The organism is Enterococcus sp. SMC-9, from assembly GCF_021011285.1.
Taxonomy (GTDB): Bacteria; Bacillota; Bacilli; order Lactobacillales; family Enterococcaceae; genus Enterococcus_C; species Enterococcus_C montenegrensis.
Map to the genome: position 1 here is coordinate 230017 of NZ_JAILYE010000003.1, position 15074 is coordinate 245090.

The 15074-nt window shown below is 36.6% G+C and carries 12 protein-coding genes; 4 read left to right on the top strand and 8 right to left on the bottom strand.

The window, feature by feature from the left end; genetic code table 11:
• Positions 1 to 40 precede the first annotated feature (40 nt).
• A complete protein-coding gene (locus tag K4422_RS05815) occupies positions 41 to 3094 on the bottom strand; it encodes an AAA family ATPase (protein WP_230709717.1) in 3054 nt (1017 codons plus the stop codon).
• Between the two features lie 177 nt (positions 3095 to 3271).
• Positions 3272 to 4525, bottom strand: a complete 1254-nt coding sequence (gene hutI, locus K4422_RS05820) for an imidazolonepropionase (protein WP_230709719.1) — start codon at positions 4523 to 4525, stop codon at positions 3272 to 3274.
• 218 nt (positions 4526 to 4743) lie between these two features.
• Here hutI and K4422_RS05825 point away from each other — a divergent pair, with 218 nt between their 5' ends.
• Positions 4744 to 6768 (top strand): urocanate hydratase, encoded by a 2025-nt coding sequence (locus tag K4422_RS05825; RefSeq protein WP_230709721.1) that lies wholly within the window; start codon positions 4744 to 4746, stop codon positions 6766 to 6768.
• A gap of 85 nt (positions 6769 to 6853) precedes the next feature.
• On the top strand, positions 6854 to 7618 hold the full coding sequence (locus tag K4422_RS05830; RefSeq protein WP_206903005.1) for a formate/nitrite transporter family protein: 765 nt from the start codon (positions 6854 to 6856) through the stop codon (positions 7616 to 7618).
• Positions 7619 to 7682: 64 nt separating this feature from the next.
• Here K4422_RS05830 and K4422_RS05835 read toward each other — a convergent pair whose 3' ends face one another.
• Both K4422_RS05835 and K4422_RS05840 read right to left on the bottom strand, forming a co-directional pair.
• Positions 7683 to 8975, bottom strand: coding sequence for an adenylosuccinate synthase (locus K4422_RS05835; RefSeq protein WP_206903004.1), 1293 nt, complete (start codon positions 8973 to 8975; stop codon positions 7683 to 7685).
• Between the two features lie 47 nt (positions 8976 to 9022).
• Positions 9023 to 9511, bottom strand: coding sequence for a hypothetical protein (locus K4422_RS05840; RefSeq protein ID WP_230709723.1), 489 nt, complete (start codon positions 9509 to 9511; stop codon positions 9023 to 9025).
• A 422-nt stretch (positions 9512 to 9933) separates the two neighbouring features.
• Between K4422_RS05840 and K4422_RS05845 the strand changes: the two genes are divergently transcribed.
• Together K4422_RS05845 and K4422_RS05850 are read left to right on the top strand one after the other, a co-directional pair.
• Positions 9934 to 10260 (top strand): PadR family transcriptional regulator, encoded by a 327-nt coding sequence (locus K4422_RS05845; RefSeq protein ID WP_206903003.1) that lies wholly within the window; start codon positions 9934 to 9936, stop codon positions 10258 to 10260.
• A gap of 195 nt (positions 10261 to 10455) precedes the next feature.
• Positions 10456 to 11577 carry a permease prefix domain 1-containing protein gene (locus K4422_RS05850; RefSeq protein WP_230709725.1) on the top strand — a complete coding sequence of 374 codons (1122 nt, stop codon included), beginning with the start codon at positions 10456 to 10458 and terminating at the stop codon, positions 11575 to 11577.
• A gap of 155 nt (positions 11578 to 11732) precedes the next feature.
• Here K4422_RS05850 and K4422_RS05855 read toward each other — a convergent pair whose 3' ends face one another.
• The 4 genes from K4422_RS05855 to K4422_RS05870 all read right to left on the bottom strand — a co-directional run bounded on the left by K4422_RS05855 (position 11733) and on the right by K4422_RS05870 (position 14972).
• Positions 11733 to 12194 carry a hypothetical protein gene (locus K4422_RS05855; protein ID WP_230709727.1) on the bottom strand — a complete coding sequence of 154 codons (462 nt, stop codon included), beginning with the start codon at positions 12192 to 12194 and terminating at the stop codon, positions 11733 to 11735.
• Positions 12195 to 13145: 951 nt separating this feature from the next.
• Positions 13146 to 13313 (bottom strand): hypothetical protein, encoded by a 168-nt coding sequence (locus K4422_RS05860; protein WP_206902999.1) that lies wholly within the window; start codon positions 13311 to 13313, stop codon positions 13146 to 13148.
• 20 nt (positions 13314 to 13333) lie between these two features.
• Entirely contained in the window at positions 13334 to 14542 is a 1209-nt protein-coding gene (locus K4422_RS05865; protein ID WP_206902998.1) for an MFS transporter, read from the bottom strand.
• 109 nt (positions 14543 to 14651) lie between these two features.
• Positions 14652 to 14972 carry a hypothetical protein gene (locus K4422_RS05870; RefSeq protein ID WP_206902997.1) on the bottom strand — a complete coding sequence of 107 codons (321 nt, stop codon included), beginning with the start codon at positions 14970 to 14972 and terminating at the stop codon, positions 14652 to 14654.
• Between the last annotated feature and the right edge of the window lie 102 nt (positions 14973 to 15074).

The window sequence follows — 15074 nt, forward strand, 5'->3', positions numbered from 1 at the left end:
GATAAAGTAAAAAGCCGCGCAATATTGCGTGGCTTTTTACTTAGTTCATCTTCAAATGAAAAGTTTCGTTTAATACTTGTAACTCATACCGATCACGATATTGACTGAGATTTTCTACAGCTTTAGCCACATAATAGGATAGATCCTCGGTTACTAAATCACCTAATTGCGAATTTTCAATCTGATTTGCCAAACATTTTTCTTTAATCAGTGCTTTGCTAAAATAAACAAGCCCACTATCGCGAGGATTGGCTAATTGATTTTGATAGCTAATGGTTTTTTTTATATAAAAAGCTACCTTTTCATAATCTTGCTTAAATAAATAAATCAGTGACAAATAAGCATTTAGCTGGACACGTTTCCAAAGAGATGCGGTAACTTCAAATAATTCATTTGCTTTTAAAAAATAGATTTCCGCTTGGTCGTAGTCTTTTTTTGCATAAAGGGTGATTCCCATATCCACATAAAAAATAGCTAAGCTTGTCATAAGATTATTATCTTTGCAAAGATTGATGGCTTTTTGTTGTAGTTTAATTGATTGCTGGTAATTTGACCGTAAGCGCTGAATCTCTGCTAAATAATCGTAGGCTGCAGCAATATTGCTGTTGTATTTTTCATCAAAGCGATTGGCTATATTAAAAATCGTAATGGACTCTTGAAACAGCGATTCTGCTTGATCCAAATCCCCAATCATCAAATGATATAATCCCTTCAAGCGTAATAAAATCCCGATAGATTCATTGTTGTTCGCACTGATCGCAACGTCCATTGCCAAATCAATATAATGCGCCATGTCCGTAGCATTGTCTGTTTGAATATAGTAATAAATCATCTGACGATACCCGCGCAATAGGTAAGTTGTAAGATGAAAATCTTTGGCTTTCACGATAACACGCTGAATATTTTCCAAGCCCTGGTTGTAATCACCGCAATTAATCAAGTAACGTCCTTCTAAATAGAGAAATTTTACTAACAACAATTGATAGGTACTATCTTCTGCATATTGTCCTTCAATTTCTTTTAATCTCGTTCCAATTTCTTTAAACTTTTCCAATTCGCTTGGTTCTGCTTTTCTAACTGTCTCTTGCGATGACAAATGTTCCTGATGATAAATCGGAAATAGTTCATGCTGGATTCTTAAAAAGGCTTGATGATGCGACAACTCATAATCTAAAGATTTTAGCTCTTGATGGGCATGGCGATAATGATACCCGATCGCCGCTAGTAGTTCACTATCCTCTGTAACCTCATTTAATTTTTGTTCCAATAAAATTGCGATTTTTTCATGAATAACTCGTAATTTCATTGCGGACTGCTGCGCATAAATATATTGTTTCATTTTTTTATGATTGAAGCTAAAACATACTTCATCAAGATAAACATTTTCTTTGACCAATCCCTGCTTGTTTAAATTATCCAAGGCGGTATATATCTCAATTTTTTTGGCATCAGCTAGTTGCGTTAAAAGGCTCATTGGCGCAACTTTTTGAAAAAATGAAATAAAGTCGACCAATTCAGATTCCAGTGCAGTCAAATTTACAAATTGTAAGCTTAACTCATCATTCATTTTTGGTGTCAATACTTCTAACGTGTTGCTTTCTTGTAATTGTTTCAAGTATTCATTGATATATAAAGGAATTCCTTCTGACTCTCTTGCAATAAAATCTAGCGTTGTCGTTTGAAACGAATAATCAGGAAGTTGTTTTTCACAAAAAGCCCGTACTTCAAAGTCTTTAAATGGTGATAAGTCTAAGGTAATGATCTTTTCGTAATGCCGGACACTGGCAATAAAATCGTATATTTCTTTGCGGTAGCCCGTCTGCAAGGTCATAATAAAAATAATATCAGAATGAGGATTGTGCAGAAGTACACTCGTCAATAATTTGATGCTCCCTTGATCCATCCATTGGAGATTTTCAATAAAAATAATAAGGGGTCTTTTTTTCCCTAGCTGTTGCAAGGCTTCTGAAATGCTTTGTGCCAAAAAATTAAGTTCAGCTGGGGCGACGCTTTCTGACATAGATTGTGCTTTTAACTCTTTAAAAAAAGGAAATTGTCGACTAAATGTTTGTTCCCATTGATCGATCTCAGCCAAATTATCTTTTTGCAATAAAAGCATCAGTTGCTGTAATAATTCTCGCCAAGGACGTAAAAAATGTTTTTGCTCTGCTTTATAACAAGTCACTTTGAGACATTCGTATGAATATTGAATATTTTCTAAAACTAGCTGACATAAAGCTGATTTGCCAACGCCTAAATCACCTTTAACCAAAACTGATTGAAATGGTTTCTTTTGTTTCAAATTTGCTAAGTTTAACTCCAAGCGTTCAACCTCGTTGGCACGATCATAAAAATGATACGCTCTTTTTTTTCGTAAATCGCCATGTTTCTGGTTGGCAATTTTCAATGTTTCTTGATATAACTGCTTTGTTTCTTCTCCTGGTTCAATCCCCAATTCAACTTTTAAAATTTCCGCTAATTCGTAATATGTTTCAATTGCTTTACCATTTCGATGGTTCTCGATATAAAAACGCATCAGCAATTGATAATTACGTTCATCAAATTCATCAATCGCAATTAATTTACGAATATTCTTTTCCACATCGGCTACAGCATGAAACGAAATATCTTCTGCTACTTTTTGATAACAACATTCAATAAATTGGTGTTCATACAAGTTACGCATTTTTGCTAACCAAGCATCAAACAAATCCGAGTCTTTCAAATAGAAGCCCTTTAAAAATTCATCACGATATTCTTCTAGATGTGTATAAGCATCTTCTTCAAAACGATAAGTATCACTTTCAACTGTCACATCACAATTAAAGGTCAAAATTGTTTTATTTGGCGAAACAATAAATTCGCCGCCCATCGCACGATTGGCTTGATAAATTGTATTGCGTAAATTTTTTTTTGCACTTTTTTCATCTTTACTAGGCCATAAAATACCCGCAATCTCATCCCGACTAATTCGCTTATTAATGACCATGTAATAAAGTAATGCATTGATCTTCGAAAATGAAAAAATTTTTGTTTCCCCATCTACTTTAATAGATGGCGTACCTAATAATTCAAAAGATAATATATGTGGCATCGTTGTACCTTCTTTCAACCATTATTGCCGCCAATTCTTCATCCTTATTCTAAAGGAAGCATCCAAATAAAGATACCGCTTTCAAAAGCAAAAAGTACAGACTAGTAAAAAACTCTCAAATTCTATAGCTAGAATTTGAGAGGATAAGAAACAAAATGCTTTTTACTGGTTATTTTATCATAATGCACTGATTAAATTTCCAGCTTTATATACATCTGTCACTAAATTTGTGGCAAAAAAGTATAATGGATAATCAATATTTTGTGCATCAAAAATAGCAATATCAGCTGCTTTTCCCTTATCAAAGCTCCCAATAGTTTCTGCTCGACAAATAGAATACGCTGCATTAATTGTTACGGCATTAAATACTTGAATGGGTGTTAACTTCTGCATAAAACAGCCCAATTGCATAATAAATTGTAAATTTGCGGTGGGACAACTGCCTGGATTACTATCTGTTGTCAAAGTAATCGCCATCCCATTTTCAATCATTTTTTTTGCTGGTGCATACGTATCTTCCATAAGACTAAATGTTGTCGCTGGTAATAAATTACCGATAACGTGGGCTTCACTTAATTTTTTAATGCCTTCATCTGTGATCATCATCAGATGTTCCGCACTAACCGCACCTAATTGTGCTGCTACGTCTACCCCGCCAATGGAAGCAATCTCGTCAGCATGTATGCGTAATTTAAAACCCATTTCTTTTGCTGCGTGTAATAATTTATAGGACTCTGCTGCTGTAAATACCCCTTTTTCACAAAAAATATCACAAAACTCGGCTAAATTTTCTGATTTTACTTTTGGCAACATTTCTGTAATCACGAAATCAATAAATTCACCTGAACGGTTTTTATATTCTTCGGGAATAGCATGCGCCCCCATAAATGTCGAAACTACATCGACAACATGATTCTTATTCAACTCTTTTGCGACTTTTAGTTGCTTTTCTTCTGTCTCCCAATTTAAGCCATAACCACTTTTCGCTTCTACTGTTGTCACACCATGAGCTAACATTTTATCAAGTAGAGCAGATGACTTATCGTAAAGCTCATTAAAAGAAGATTTTCTTGTTGCTCTCACCGTGCTCAGAATTCCACCGCCCTGCGCTAAAATATCCAAATAAGGGACGCCATTTAATTTTTGTGAAAATTCATGTTCACGACTACCGCCATAAACCAAATGCGTATGACAATCAATTAAGCCTGGTGTAGCTAATTTACCTGTATAATCAACAATCTCGGTATCATAATTAATTAGATCACTATCTGGCTCTCCTTGATCAACAGCTAAAATTTTGCCATCTTTAATTGCAATATAACCATCTTCAATGATTACCGCCTTACTCATTTCCTCGCCTCGCAAGGGAACTCCGTTATCAATAGGACAAAAAATTTGACTAAAATTTTTAAGAATTTTATCTGCTTTCATAATTTTACTCCTTCATATCATTTTCGTACCTCTAGTATAAAAAAATATAGTCAAATAGGAGTCAAACCAGACTTCCCTTTTGTCAAAAAAATTTTTTTAAAAAATTTTTAAGCGATAGACGCTTCGTTGACACCGCTTACATATACTAAAAGGCGTAAAAGCTTTGAAATCATTTCATTCATTCACAAACAATTAGAAACATGAAGGAGGAAATACCAATGATTGACTTAAAAGACATCGAACAAGCGATGACGGTAAAATTAGATGACTTTTTACCAGAGAAAACTATTTTTCAAGAGGGAATTCGGCGAGCACCCGACCGCGGGTTTCGCTTAACGAAGGAACAAACTGAGCTTGCATTGAAAAATGCCCTGCGTTATGTCCATCCAAAATACCATGAAGTTGTGATTCCTGAATTTCTGGAAGAATTAAAAACACGGGGACGGATTTATGGTTATCGTTGGTACCCCAAAGAACGGATTTACGGAAAGCCTATTGATGAATACCAAGGAAATTGCACGGCTGCAAAAGCAATGCAAGTTATGATTGATAACAATTTGGACTTTTCAGTTGCTCTTTATCCTTATGAATTAGTCACATATGGCGAAACTGGACAAGTTTGTTCCAACTGGATGCAATATAATCTAATAAAAAAATACCTTGAAATTATGACAGACGAACAAACTTTAGTAGTGGAATCTGGCCACCCACTAGGTCTTTTCAAATCTAAAAAGGATGCGCCTCGCGTAATTATCACAAATGGTTTGTTGGTAGGAGAATATGATAATATCGACGATTGGGAAATCGCCGAAGAAATGGGTGTAACCAACTATGGACAAATGACAGCAGGCGGCTGGATGTATATTGGACCACAAGGGATTGTACACGGCACTTTTAATACACTTTTAAATGCTGGACGCTTAAAACTGGGAATTGCCGACGATGGTGATTTAGCAGGAAAATTATTTATTTCTTCTGGTCTTGGGGGCATGTCCGGTGCACAAGGGAAGGCCGGAGAAATTGCCAATGCGGTGGCAATCATTGCAGAAGTTGACCGTTCACGTATTGATACTCGTTTAGAACAGGGTTGGATTTCTAATCTTGCTACTACGCCGGCAGAAGCTGTAAAAATTGCGTCAGAGTATCTTGCCAGAAAAGAAAAAACATCAATTGCTTATCATGGAAATATCGTGGACTTGTTAGAATATATTGCGCAACATGATATCCATGTTGATTTATTATCTGACCAAACTTCTTGCCATAATGTCTATAATGGCGGTTATTGTCCCGCCGGAATTACATTTGAAGAAAGAACAGAACTACTCGCAAAAGACAGCTCGAAATTCCATCAACTCGTAGATGAAACGCTAAAACGACACTATCATGTCATTGAATCACTTGTTGCCAAAGGAACTTATTTCTTTGACTATGGCAATTCATTTATGAAGGCTATTTATGATTCCGGTATTAAAGAGATTTCTAAAAACGGCGTGGATGATAAAGACGGTTTTATTTGGCCTTCTTATGTAGAAGATATCATGGGCCCGATGTTGTTTGATTATGGCTATGGCCCCTTCCGTTGGGTTTGCTTGAGTGGCAACCATGAAGACTTAGTGGCAACCGATCATGCCGCGATGGAAGTTATTGATCCTAATCGTCGCTATCAAGATCGCGATAACTACAACTGGATTCGTGATGCGGAAAAAAATCAACTTGTTGTTGGCACGCAAGCACGCATTTTATATCAAGATTGCATGGGTAGAGTAAATATCGCACTAAAATTCAATGAATTGGTTCGAGAAGGAAAAATTGGCCCAGTTATGCTTGGGCGTGATCACCACGACGTTTCCGGAACAGATTCACCATTCCGAGAAACATCCAATATAAAAGATGGCAGCAATGTTTGTGCCGATATGGCAACACAGTGTTATGCAGGCAACGCTGCTCGTGGAATGTCATTAATTGCGCTTCATAACGGCGGTGGTGTTGGCATCGGAAAATCAATCAACGGTGGGTTTGGCCTTGTATTAGACGGTTCAAAATTAGTAGATGATATTATTAAATCTGCTATCGCTTGGGATACAATGGGCGGTGTAGCACGTCGTAGTTGGGCACGAAATGATCACGCCATTGAAACATCGATTGAATATAACAAAATGAATAAAGGTACTGATCATATCACAATTCCTTACCTAGCTAATCAAAGTATGATTGACACTGCAATCAATACGCTTTTTAAATAATAAAATGTAAGACTTTTGCTTTAGGAGATGTTGGTGAGGTCACCAACATCTTTTTTTAAAGCACAGATTGAAAGGATGTAAATTCATGTATGCACCAGAGGAAATCATGGAAATTGCTATTCAAAATGGGATAAAAAAAATCCATAAAACTGTACAGGCAAAGTGCATTTTAGGCTTTATTGGTGGGGCAATGATTTCTTTAGGCTATCTTGCCTATATCAGAATATCAGCCCCTATTCCCACAGAGTTTACTGGACTGGGGACCCTTTTAGGCGCATCTGTTTTTCCGATTGGTTTAATTGTCATTTTACTCGCTGGAGGAGAACTAATTACTGGTAATATGATGGCTGTATCCATTGCTTTTTACGATAAAAAAATTTCGCTCCAAAATCTTTTATCCAACTGGCTTGTCATTACTTTTTGGAACATTATTGGTGGACTTTTTGTTGCTTACTTTTTTGGACATTTTATTGGGTTAACCAGCAGCGGTATTTACCAAGAACATGTACGAACGATTGCACAACACAAGATCCATGCTACTTTTATGCAATCATTAGTTTCTGGTATTGGTTGCAACTGGTTTGTAGGCATAGCACTGTGGTTATGCTATGGGGCAAAAGACGCAGCAGGAAAAATAGTTGCAATCTGGTTTCCAGTTATGATCTTTGTTGCCATCGGTTTTCAACATAGCGTGGCAAATTGTTTTATTATTCCAGCTGCTATTTTTGAAGGCGGTGCAACTTGGAAAGATTTTATCCTGAACTTTTTGCCGGTCTATTTAGGTAACATTTTGGGCGGCGCGCTGTTTGTTTCAGGATTTTACTACCTTAGCTATCGGGGAAAAAAATAAATTTTTCGTCTAAGAAAAAAAGCTCTGTCTCACATAAAGTGAAACAGAGCTTTTACTTTCTACCTTAAATTTGTGCCCAAACACTTTCTAAAATATTGGTTTGGTTACGGTCTGGTCCGACAGAGAATGTTGAGATGCGGACGCCGACTAATTCAGAAATGCGGCGCACATAATTGCGGGCATTTTCTGGCAATTCGCTTAAATCTTTGCAGGCTGTAATATCTTCTGACCAACCTGGTAATTCTTCATAAACAGGTTTACAACGATTTAATTCTTTTAAGCTGGCAGGATAGTGGTAAATTAATTCGCCGTCTAATTCGTAGGCCGTACAAATTTTAACCGTTTCAAGACCACTTAAAACATCAATGGAGTTTAGTGATAGATTGGTAATCCCTGAAACCCGTTTGCTGTGGCGCATCACGACAGAGTCAAACCAGCCAACCCGTCTTGGACGTCCTGTTGTTGTACCGTATTCACGACCAACTTCGCGAATTTGTTCACCAGTTTCATCAAATAATTCAGTTGGAAACGGGCCGTCTCCCACACGAGAAGTGTAGGCTTTGCAGACACCGACAACTTTATTAATTTTTGAAGGACCAACGCCAGAACCAATTGTCACACCGCCGGCAACTGGATTTGATGAAGTTACAAATGGGTATGTGCCTTGATCGATATCCAACATAACCCCTTGTGCTCCTTCAAATAAAACGCGTTTTCCTGCATCTAGAGCATCGTTTAAAATAACTGAAGTATCTGTCACATATTTTTTAATTTCTTGACCGTAGGCGTAATATTCTTCAAAAATATCATCAAAGTCCATTGCGTCACTGTCAAACATTTTGGTAAATTGACGATTTTTATCTTCTAAATTAATGCGTAAACGCTCTTCAAAGATTTCTTTATCAAGTAAATCAGCAATTCGAATCCCAACCCGCGCTGCTTTATCCATGTAAGCTGGGCCGATTCCTTTAATGGTCGTGCCGATTTTGTTATCCCCTTTTGCATCTTCTTGCAATTGGTCTAATTTAATATGGTAAGGTAAAATAACATGGGCGCGATCTGAAATACGTAAATTATCAGTAGCAACACCGTGTTCTTTTAAATAAGCCAGTTCTTGCACCAATGATTTCGGGTTCACTACGACGCCGTTACCGATCACGCTGATTTTTTCCCGGTAAAAAATACCTGAGGGAATTAAATGTAATTTATATGTCACACCATCAAATTTGATCGTGTGTCCCGCATTATCGCCGCCTTGGTAACGTGCGATAACTTCTGCATTTTCACTTAAAAAGTCAGTGATCTTTCCTTTTCCTTCGTCGCCCCATTGTGTCCCCACAACTACTACTGATGACATACGAACACCTCATTTTCTTTTATTCAATCCTGAACTATTGTATCAGGTTAACTGGAATTATTCAACTTATTCTCGAATAATGATTTTAATTTATTCTTCAAACGAGCTAAAACACGAACATTAAACAACGTAGTCAAAATTTCAGCACTTTTATTTTGCTCCACTTGCACACGATTTTTTTGATTTATTTTAAGACAGCTGACAAGGGCATAGCCCAGCTGACGAATTTTTGTAATGTAACGTTTAGAAAATAATACCCAATTTTTAGCAGCAAAAAATCGCTTTAAGTCATAGAAAAATTTCAGCTGCCAAAGACTCCATTCTTCTTTTGTATAAATTTCTGCAAGTTCACGGGCAAAACAAGCAGCGGAAAATTCGGGCGTTTGTGCAAGGTATTCCCGTATTTGAAAACACTTCAACAACTGTAAGTAAATCCTTTCATCAAATTCTTCCCCTTGATAGTAGGTTTTGATGCGTTTGGTTAGGGTTTTTGCTGTTAAGCCAAAGACTTGTTTAGCTGAAAATGGGCAATACATCGCGTTGCTCCTTTCTTTTTTGAATATTCTTTACGACCTACAGTTGGACTTGCAATCAGCTTTTTGAACTTGGGATAAAAGAGTACAGCTTCAAAAAAAGCTAAAATTTTGTGAAAATCCTTCCTCAAATTTTTGTGAAATTTCGACTTATTTATAAAAACGCTCCTTGTGTTACACCCTTTATCCGTGAATATCAACTGAGATAAATGAATATCTTACTCCTATTCATCTAGGCTCCAGCTGCCAAACACAGCAAAAAATTTTGCCTTTCACTTTAACAACGAAAAAAAGCGGCCCCTTGTCAAAAGAAAATCAGACTTGCGACTGATTTTTGTGAAATTAAGTTTTTTTACTTCATCTGTCGTAGTAAACATGCTATTATTATTACGACAGATGAAGTAATTATAAAAGGCGGTGACACTATGATTTCAAGCGATGGGATTCGCGGTTACAACGATGCGATTATTTTAACCATTTTGGCAGAAGGTGATTCTTACGGTTATGCGATTTCAAAAGAAATTAGAGAACGCACCGACGAAATCTATGTCATCAAAGAAACCACGCTTTACTCCGCATTTACGCGTTTGGGGAAACTTGGCTTTATTACTTCTTATCCCGGTGAGGTGACCCACGGGAAAAAACGTACCTACTATGCCATCACCGCTGCCGGTAAAAGTGCTTTGACAGAAAAGATCGCCGAATGGGAGCAGACAAAAAAAGTCGTAGATCGTTTTTTAATTGGCTCCTAAATAATTGCTGCACATATTTTTAAACCCGTACTAAAATAAATCGTCATTACGCTACTTCAATTTTAGCTGGAAAATAAAAAGGTCTTTTAACTTCACACTTAAAAATACTTAAAAAGACAGCTTTAATTTGAAATATGGACTGCGTTGTTAGTCTGATAACAAAATCTAACAGCGATCAAACTAGGAGGAATAAAAATGAAAATTATCGCAGAGTACTTAGATAGTTTGTTTTTAAATGTCCCCGTCACGCCGGAAACAAAAAAAGCAAAAGAAGATTTACTGGCCTTGATGGAAGACCATTACAACGAATTAATTGCTGAGGGAAAAAATGAACATGAAGCAATCGGCGCTGTTATTACCGAATTTGGTTCAATCGATGAATTACTAGAAGAGTTAGACTTAAAGCGGGAAATCCCCCAAGCCCCACCAGCAAGCAAAACGATCCAAAAAGCCAATGAAAAAACACAAAATAGTTTGGATGATGACTTTAATTTCGACGAAGAAGACTTTTCCAAAGCTGCTTGGCGAGCCAACCACGAAGAGTTTGCAGAAGAAAATCCAAATCAAAAAGATGCTGCAGATGAAGATTACAGCTACAATTTAGCCAATCCAATTACCTTAAGTGAAGCAGAAGATTACTGGAGTATGATTCGTCAATTTGCGCTTTTCATTGCCAGCGGCGTCCTACTTTGCGTTGTTGCCATTGCCTTCCTTGTTTTTCAAGGCGGTGGGGGTTCTGATGCTCTTGGCTTGGCGGGCTTCTTTTTACTCGTAGCGGTCGCTGTGACCATGTTTATTACCGCAGGAATGAAATTTTCTGGTGCCCACAAAGTATTGGATGATCGTCCAATTAAAGAAGATGTGCGCCAAACAGGTAAAATGTACGCCCAACAATATCACCGTAGTTTTAGTTTTTCACTGGTCGCGGGTATTTTTATGTGTATCGTTTCTTTTATGCCTATTTTTATTTTCCAATACAGTGAGCATTTAGGTATTACGCTGTTTTTAATTATCGCCGGTCTGGGTGCCTTCTTAATTATTTACGGCAGTATTGTGCAAGCTTATTACAAACGATTTGATAATGGTCCTATTTTTATCTCAGATGAAGATGAGCCTGGTCCAAATGCCCGTCAGCATATTTATGGCAAAAACGCACCCCTTGTGGGCATGTTTTCTACGGTTTATTGGCCGGCTGTCGTTGTAATCTACCTTATCTGGTCCTTTATTTTTGGCGGCTGGGGTTATTCTTGGCTGATTTTTGTTATCGCCGGAATTTTCCAAGACAGCATTTTAAAATATTTCAAAAATAAACAGTAATACTATCCAAAACGTGCCAATTTTTAACAATAAAAAAGTAAAGTCAGTTTCAGCAACTGTACCGATCCCAAAGGCTAGAATTTTGCTCTAACTTCTGGGGGCGGTACACACTACAAACTGACTTTACTTTTTTTGCTTGGATTTTCTTCGTGGCATCATTTTTGGATTGAATATTCAAAATGTACGTCTTCAAAAACATTATCTTCCTGAATATCCTCTTTGGTTTTAAATATTTTTATATCAATTTCATGATTTCCTATTTTCAAGAAATCACTATGCGCATCTTCGGTCAAATAAAAGCCCCACTCCCGTTTGGTAGCGCGCGTTGCTTGTTGCACCTGTTTGCCATCTAAAAAGATACCCGAATAATAAGACATCGGCAGATAATCAAAAATAAAAAGAACTTCTCCTGAATCTAAATTATCCAGACTTATGTTTCTTCCCAAATCTTCTTTATTCCCATCCACAATTTTGAACTTGACTGAATCATTGTCGACTTTTGTTGAAGAACTATCATTTTTTGTCTGCACTGAATTGTCTTTCATTTCGGAGTTAATCAATAAAATTCCTCCTAGTGTTATGGCTATTCCTAAAATTGCAACAATTACTTTTTTCATGAAGGTTTCCTTTACATTTTTCTATTATTGGTTTTACTACGGAGTAAATTTTACAGCATTTGCCCGGGCTGTAAGTGAACAGCTTTTTTGATTACTTCAGATGTAATCAGTACTGCCGGATTTTCAGCACTGTCTTTCGTATCTTCAATTTTCGTTATTGATCCGTTAATTGTGTTCTCTTTTAACTAAGCTTATGAATATGTATTCTCTACTACTTTTTTACCTTGCTGGCGCTTGCACATCAGTTTTACAGGCTGCTAAACGGCCTCCTACTATCATCATTGAAGTTGCTAGTACGACTTTTGCTTTCACCATTTTTGAAACCCTTTTTTTGTTGGTTGGATTAATCTTATCACATTTAATTGTGATCCCAAATTAAAAATCCGTTATTTTAATTAATCATATCAGTTATTTTTATTTTATTTAGGGACAGTAAGGCCAAGGGGATGGTAAAATGAAACAAATATAATGTAGCAGGAGGAATAGTCCTTGCATAAGGATAAAAAAATTTTTTTCATTGTGACACTCATTCAGTCTATCATTTATGGAATTTCTCTTGTATGGGCCTTTTTAGCTAGGGGAATGACACAAAACTGGCCTTTTTATCTCTTGTTGGTAGGGATATTAATTGGAAATTTTATTCCAATGAAATACCGTAGCAACTTCTTTTCGACTGAGCCTGGTTTATTATTTCAAACAAAGACACGAAAATTTGAAAACATGCTGTATATGACAATTACTTGTATTATTATTTTCCTTGTTATACTCCTAGATATCTCATAATTTACAAATTAAAAAAATACCGCGGAAAACAGCTACTGGTTTCCGCGGTATTTTTATTTGCCTAATTTTTTGATTTTTTAATAAAACAATCTTAGCTGCTTTGTCATACATAGAATTTTCTAGTCAGCTTAGTTAGCAGTTTTCAAACTGTCACCTGACAGCTTTTTACTACATAACGTTATTGTTTTGGATCACTTCTTGAATGGCACAAAGGTATTTTTTAGTATTTTGCACTTGGGCAGCTTCTTGGGCTTTGATTTCTTCTAAGCACTGGTCGGTTTCTTCTAATTTCACCAACACTTGCTGCAATAAGGTTGTGATTTGTTCTGTATTCATTTTTTTGCCTCCTGTAAGGTTTAATCTTCTTCTACGACAAGATTTTCTTTCTTTTCACTCGTTTTTACCCGATAAAAAATGCCATATAAAATTGCACAAATTACAGGTAAAAAGCCGGCTACTAAATAGATTCCTTGGAAAGATAAAACACTGCGTAATTCCCCTAAAACAAAAGGCCCAATGCCAAGACCTAAATCAAGACCGATAAAATAAGTGGACAGTGCAATCCCAATGCGGTGATCTTCGCTGACTTTCAAACAAATCGCTTGGCCATTTGACATAAAGGTTCCATAACCTAAACCGATTAAAGCACCGGCTAAAAGCAACATCCAGCTAGCGTTGGTGATACTCAATAAAAAGAGCCCGCCAGTTAAGAAGAGATAGCTGGGATACATCACATAATTTTCACCCCGTAAATCGAAGATACGCCCAGACATTGGTCGTGTAAAAGTGATGACCAGCGCATAAACAACAAAGAACAATGAACTTGCCCCTACTAAATCAATTGCTTTGGCGTATGAAGAAAGAAAAGCCAAGACACTTGAGTAAGCTAGCCCCATCAAAAAGCCAATAAAGGAAATAAAGGCAACTTTCTTTTCTACAAAACTATCAAAGGTCCATTTTGACAATTGTTCTCGGTGTTCTTTGGTTAAAACAATATTTTTGACTGGAAAGGCAAAGCAAGCAATTGTCGTGATGAAGATCAAAACAATGGAAAAAATAATAATAAAATAAAAATTCGTCGTATTTAGTAATACCATCCCGATTAACGGTCCAATTGCGGCAGCTAAACTTGTAGATAAGCCGTAGTAATTAATGCCCTCACCGTATTTTGCTTTGGGGATATAGGCGGTCACAATCGCATTAGTTGCTGTTGAAACCGTTCCGTAGGCAAAGCCGTTTAAAAATCTGATCAAATACATCATCCCAATTGTCGGCATATACAAGTAAGCTATCATGGTCACTAAGTAAAATAGCGCCCCGTAGCGCAAGACGGCTTTTCGTCCCCACAGCTCTAATGTTTTTCCGATAATTAAGCGGGCTAATAAAGTTCCTAAAATATAAATGCCGGTTGCAAGTCCCGCTTGTCCTAATGTCGCGTGAAGATTATCCTGCGCAATGACCGCCATAATGACAACTAACAAATAATACACTAAATACACAACAAAATTAATGAGGGTGATACTAATAAAGCCTTTATTAAATAATTTTTCTGCTTGGTGTTCCAATCTTTTTCCTCCTAGAATTTTTGATTTCCGTCTCTTTTTTTAAACATTTCGTAAACTAAATGATATTTAACCTGACGAAAATTTTTAAAAATTTTTTTGCAGCCTATCCTTAAGCAAAAGATTCCGCTAAGTTGGCGACAAATTCTGTTTCAGGAATATTTCCTGTTTTCAAATGTTCCAATTTTGCTTCTACTTCCCGGTAATTTGAAGGATAACGATCTACTAAAAGACCAATAAATAAATCCCGTACTTCCATAAATTCCGCCATAAATGCCGTAAAGTCAGTTTTCTCACTACCATTTACTTGCATTTTCCAGAATAAGACATCTTGATAGGCATCATTTAAAAAAATTAGCGCTTGATCTTTTTCAAATCGTGCTTTATACGCCGCGTCCAATCGCTCTAAAATCATTTCTTTCCATTCTTTCATGAAAATTTCCTTCTTTCTTTTCGTTGTGTGCCTTAGTATAGCGATACAAAGCAGAGAAAAAATGCGATTTTGTGCATAAAAAAAGTTAAAAAGATTTCGCAA

Coding starts and splice junctions, on each gene's coding strand:
- K4422_RS05845 (WP_206903003.1), top strand. CDS start 9,934: ATGATTTCAAGCGATGGGATTCGCGGTTACAACGATGCGATTATTTTA.
- K4422_RS05840 (WP_230709723.1), bottom strand. CDS start 9,511: ATGTATTGCCCATTTTCAGCTAAACAAGTCTTTGGCTTAACAGCAAAA.
- K4422_RS05825 (WP_230709721.1), top strand. CDS start 4,744: ATGATTGACTTAAAAGACATCGAACAAGCGATGACGGTAAAATTAGAT.
- K4422_RS05855 (WP_230709727.1), bottom strand. CDS start 12,194: ATGAAAAAAGTAATTGTTGCAATTTTAGGAATAGCCATAACACTAGGA.
- K4422_RS05815 (WP_230709717.1), bottom strand. CDS start 3,094: ATGCCACATATATTATCTTTTGAATTATTAGGTACGCCATCTATTAAA.
- hutI (WP_230709719.1), bottom strand. CDS start 4,525: ATGAAAGCAGATAAAATTCTTAAAAATTTTAGTCAAATTTTTTGTCCT.
- K4422_RS05870 (WP_206902997.1), bottom strand. CDS start 14,972: ATGAAAGAATGGAAAGAAATGATTTTAGAGCGATTGGACGCGGCGTAT.
- K4422_RS05850 (WP_230709725.1), top strand. CDS start 10,456: ATGAAAATTATCGCAGAGTACTTAGATAGTTTGTTTTTAAATGTCCCC.
- K4422_RS05830 (WP_206903005.1), top strand. CDS start 6,854: ATGTATGCACCAGAGGAAATCATGGAAATTGCTATTCAAAATGGGATA.
- K4422_RS05835 (WP_206903004.1), bottom strand. CDS start 8,975: ATGTCATCAGTAGTAGTTGTGGGGACACAATGGGGCGACGAAGGAAAA.
- K4422_RS05860 (WP_206902999.1), bottom strand. CDS start 13,313: ATGAATACAGAACAAATCACAACCTTATTGCAGCAAGTGTTGGTGAAA.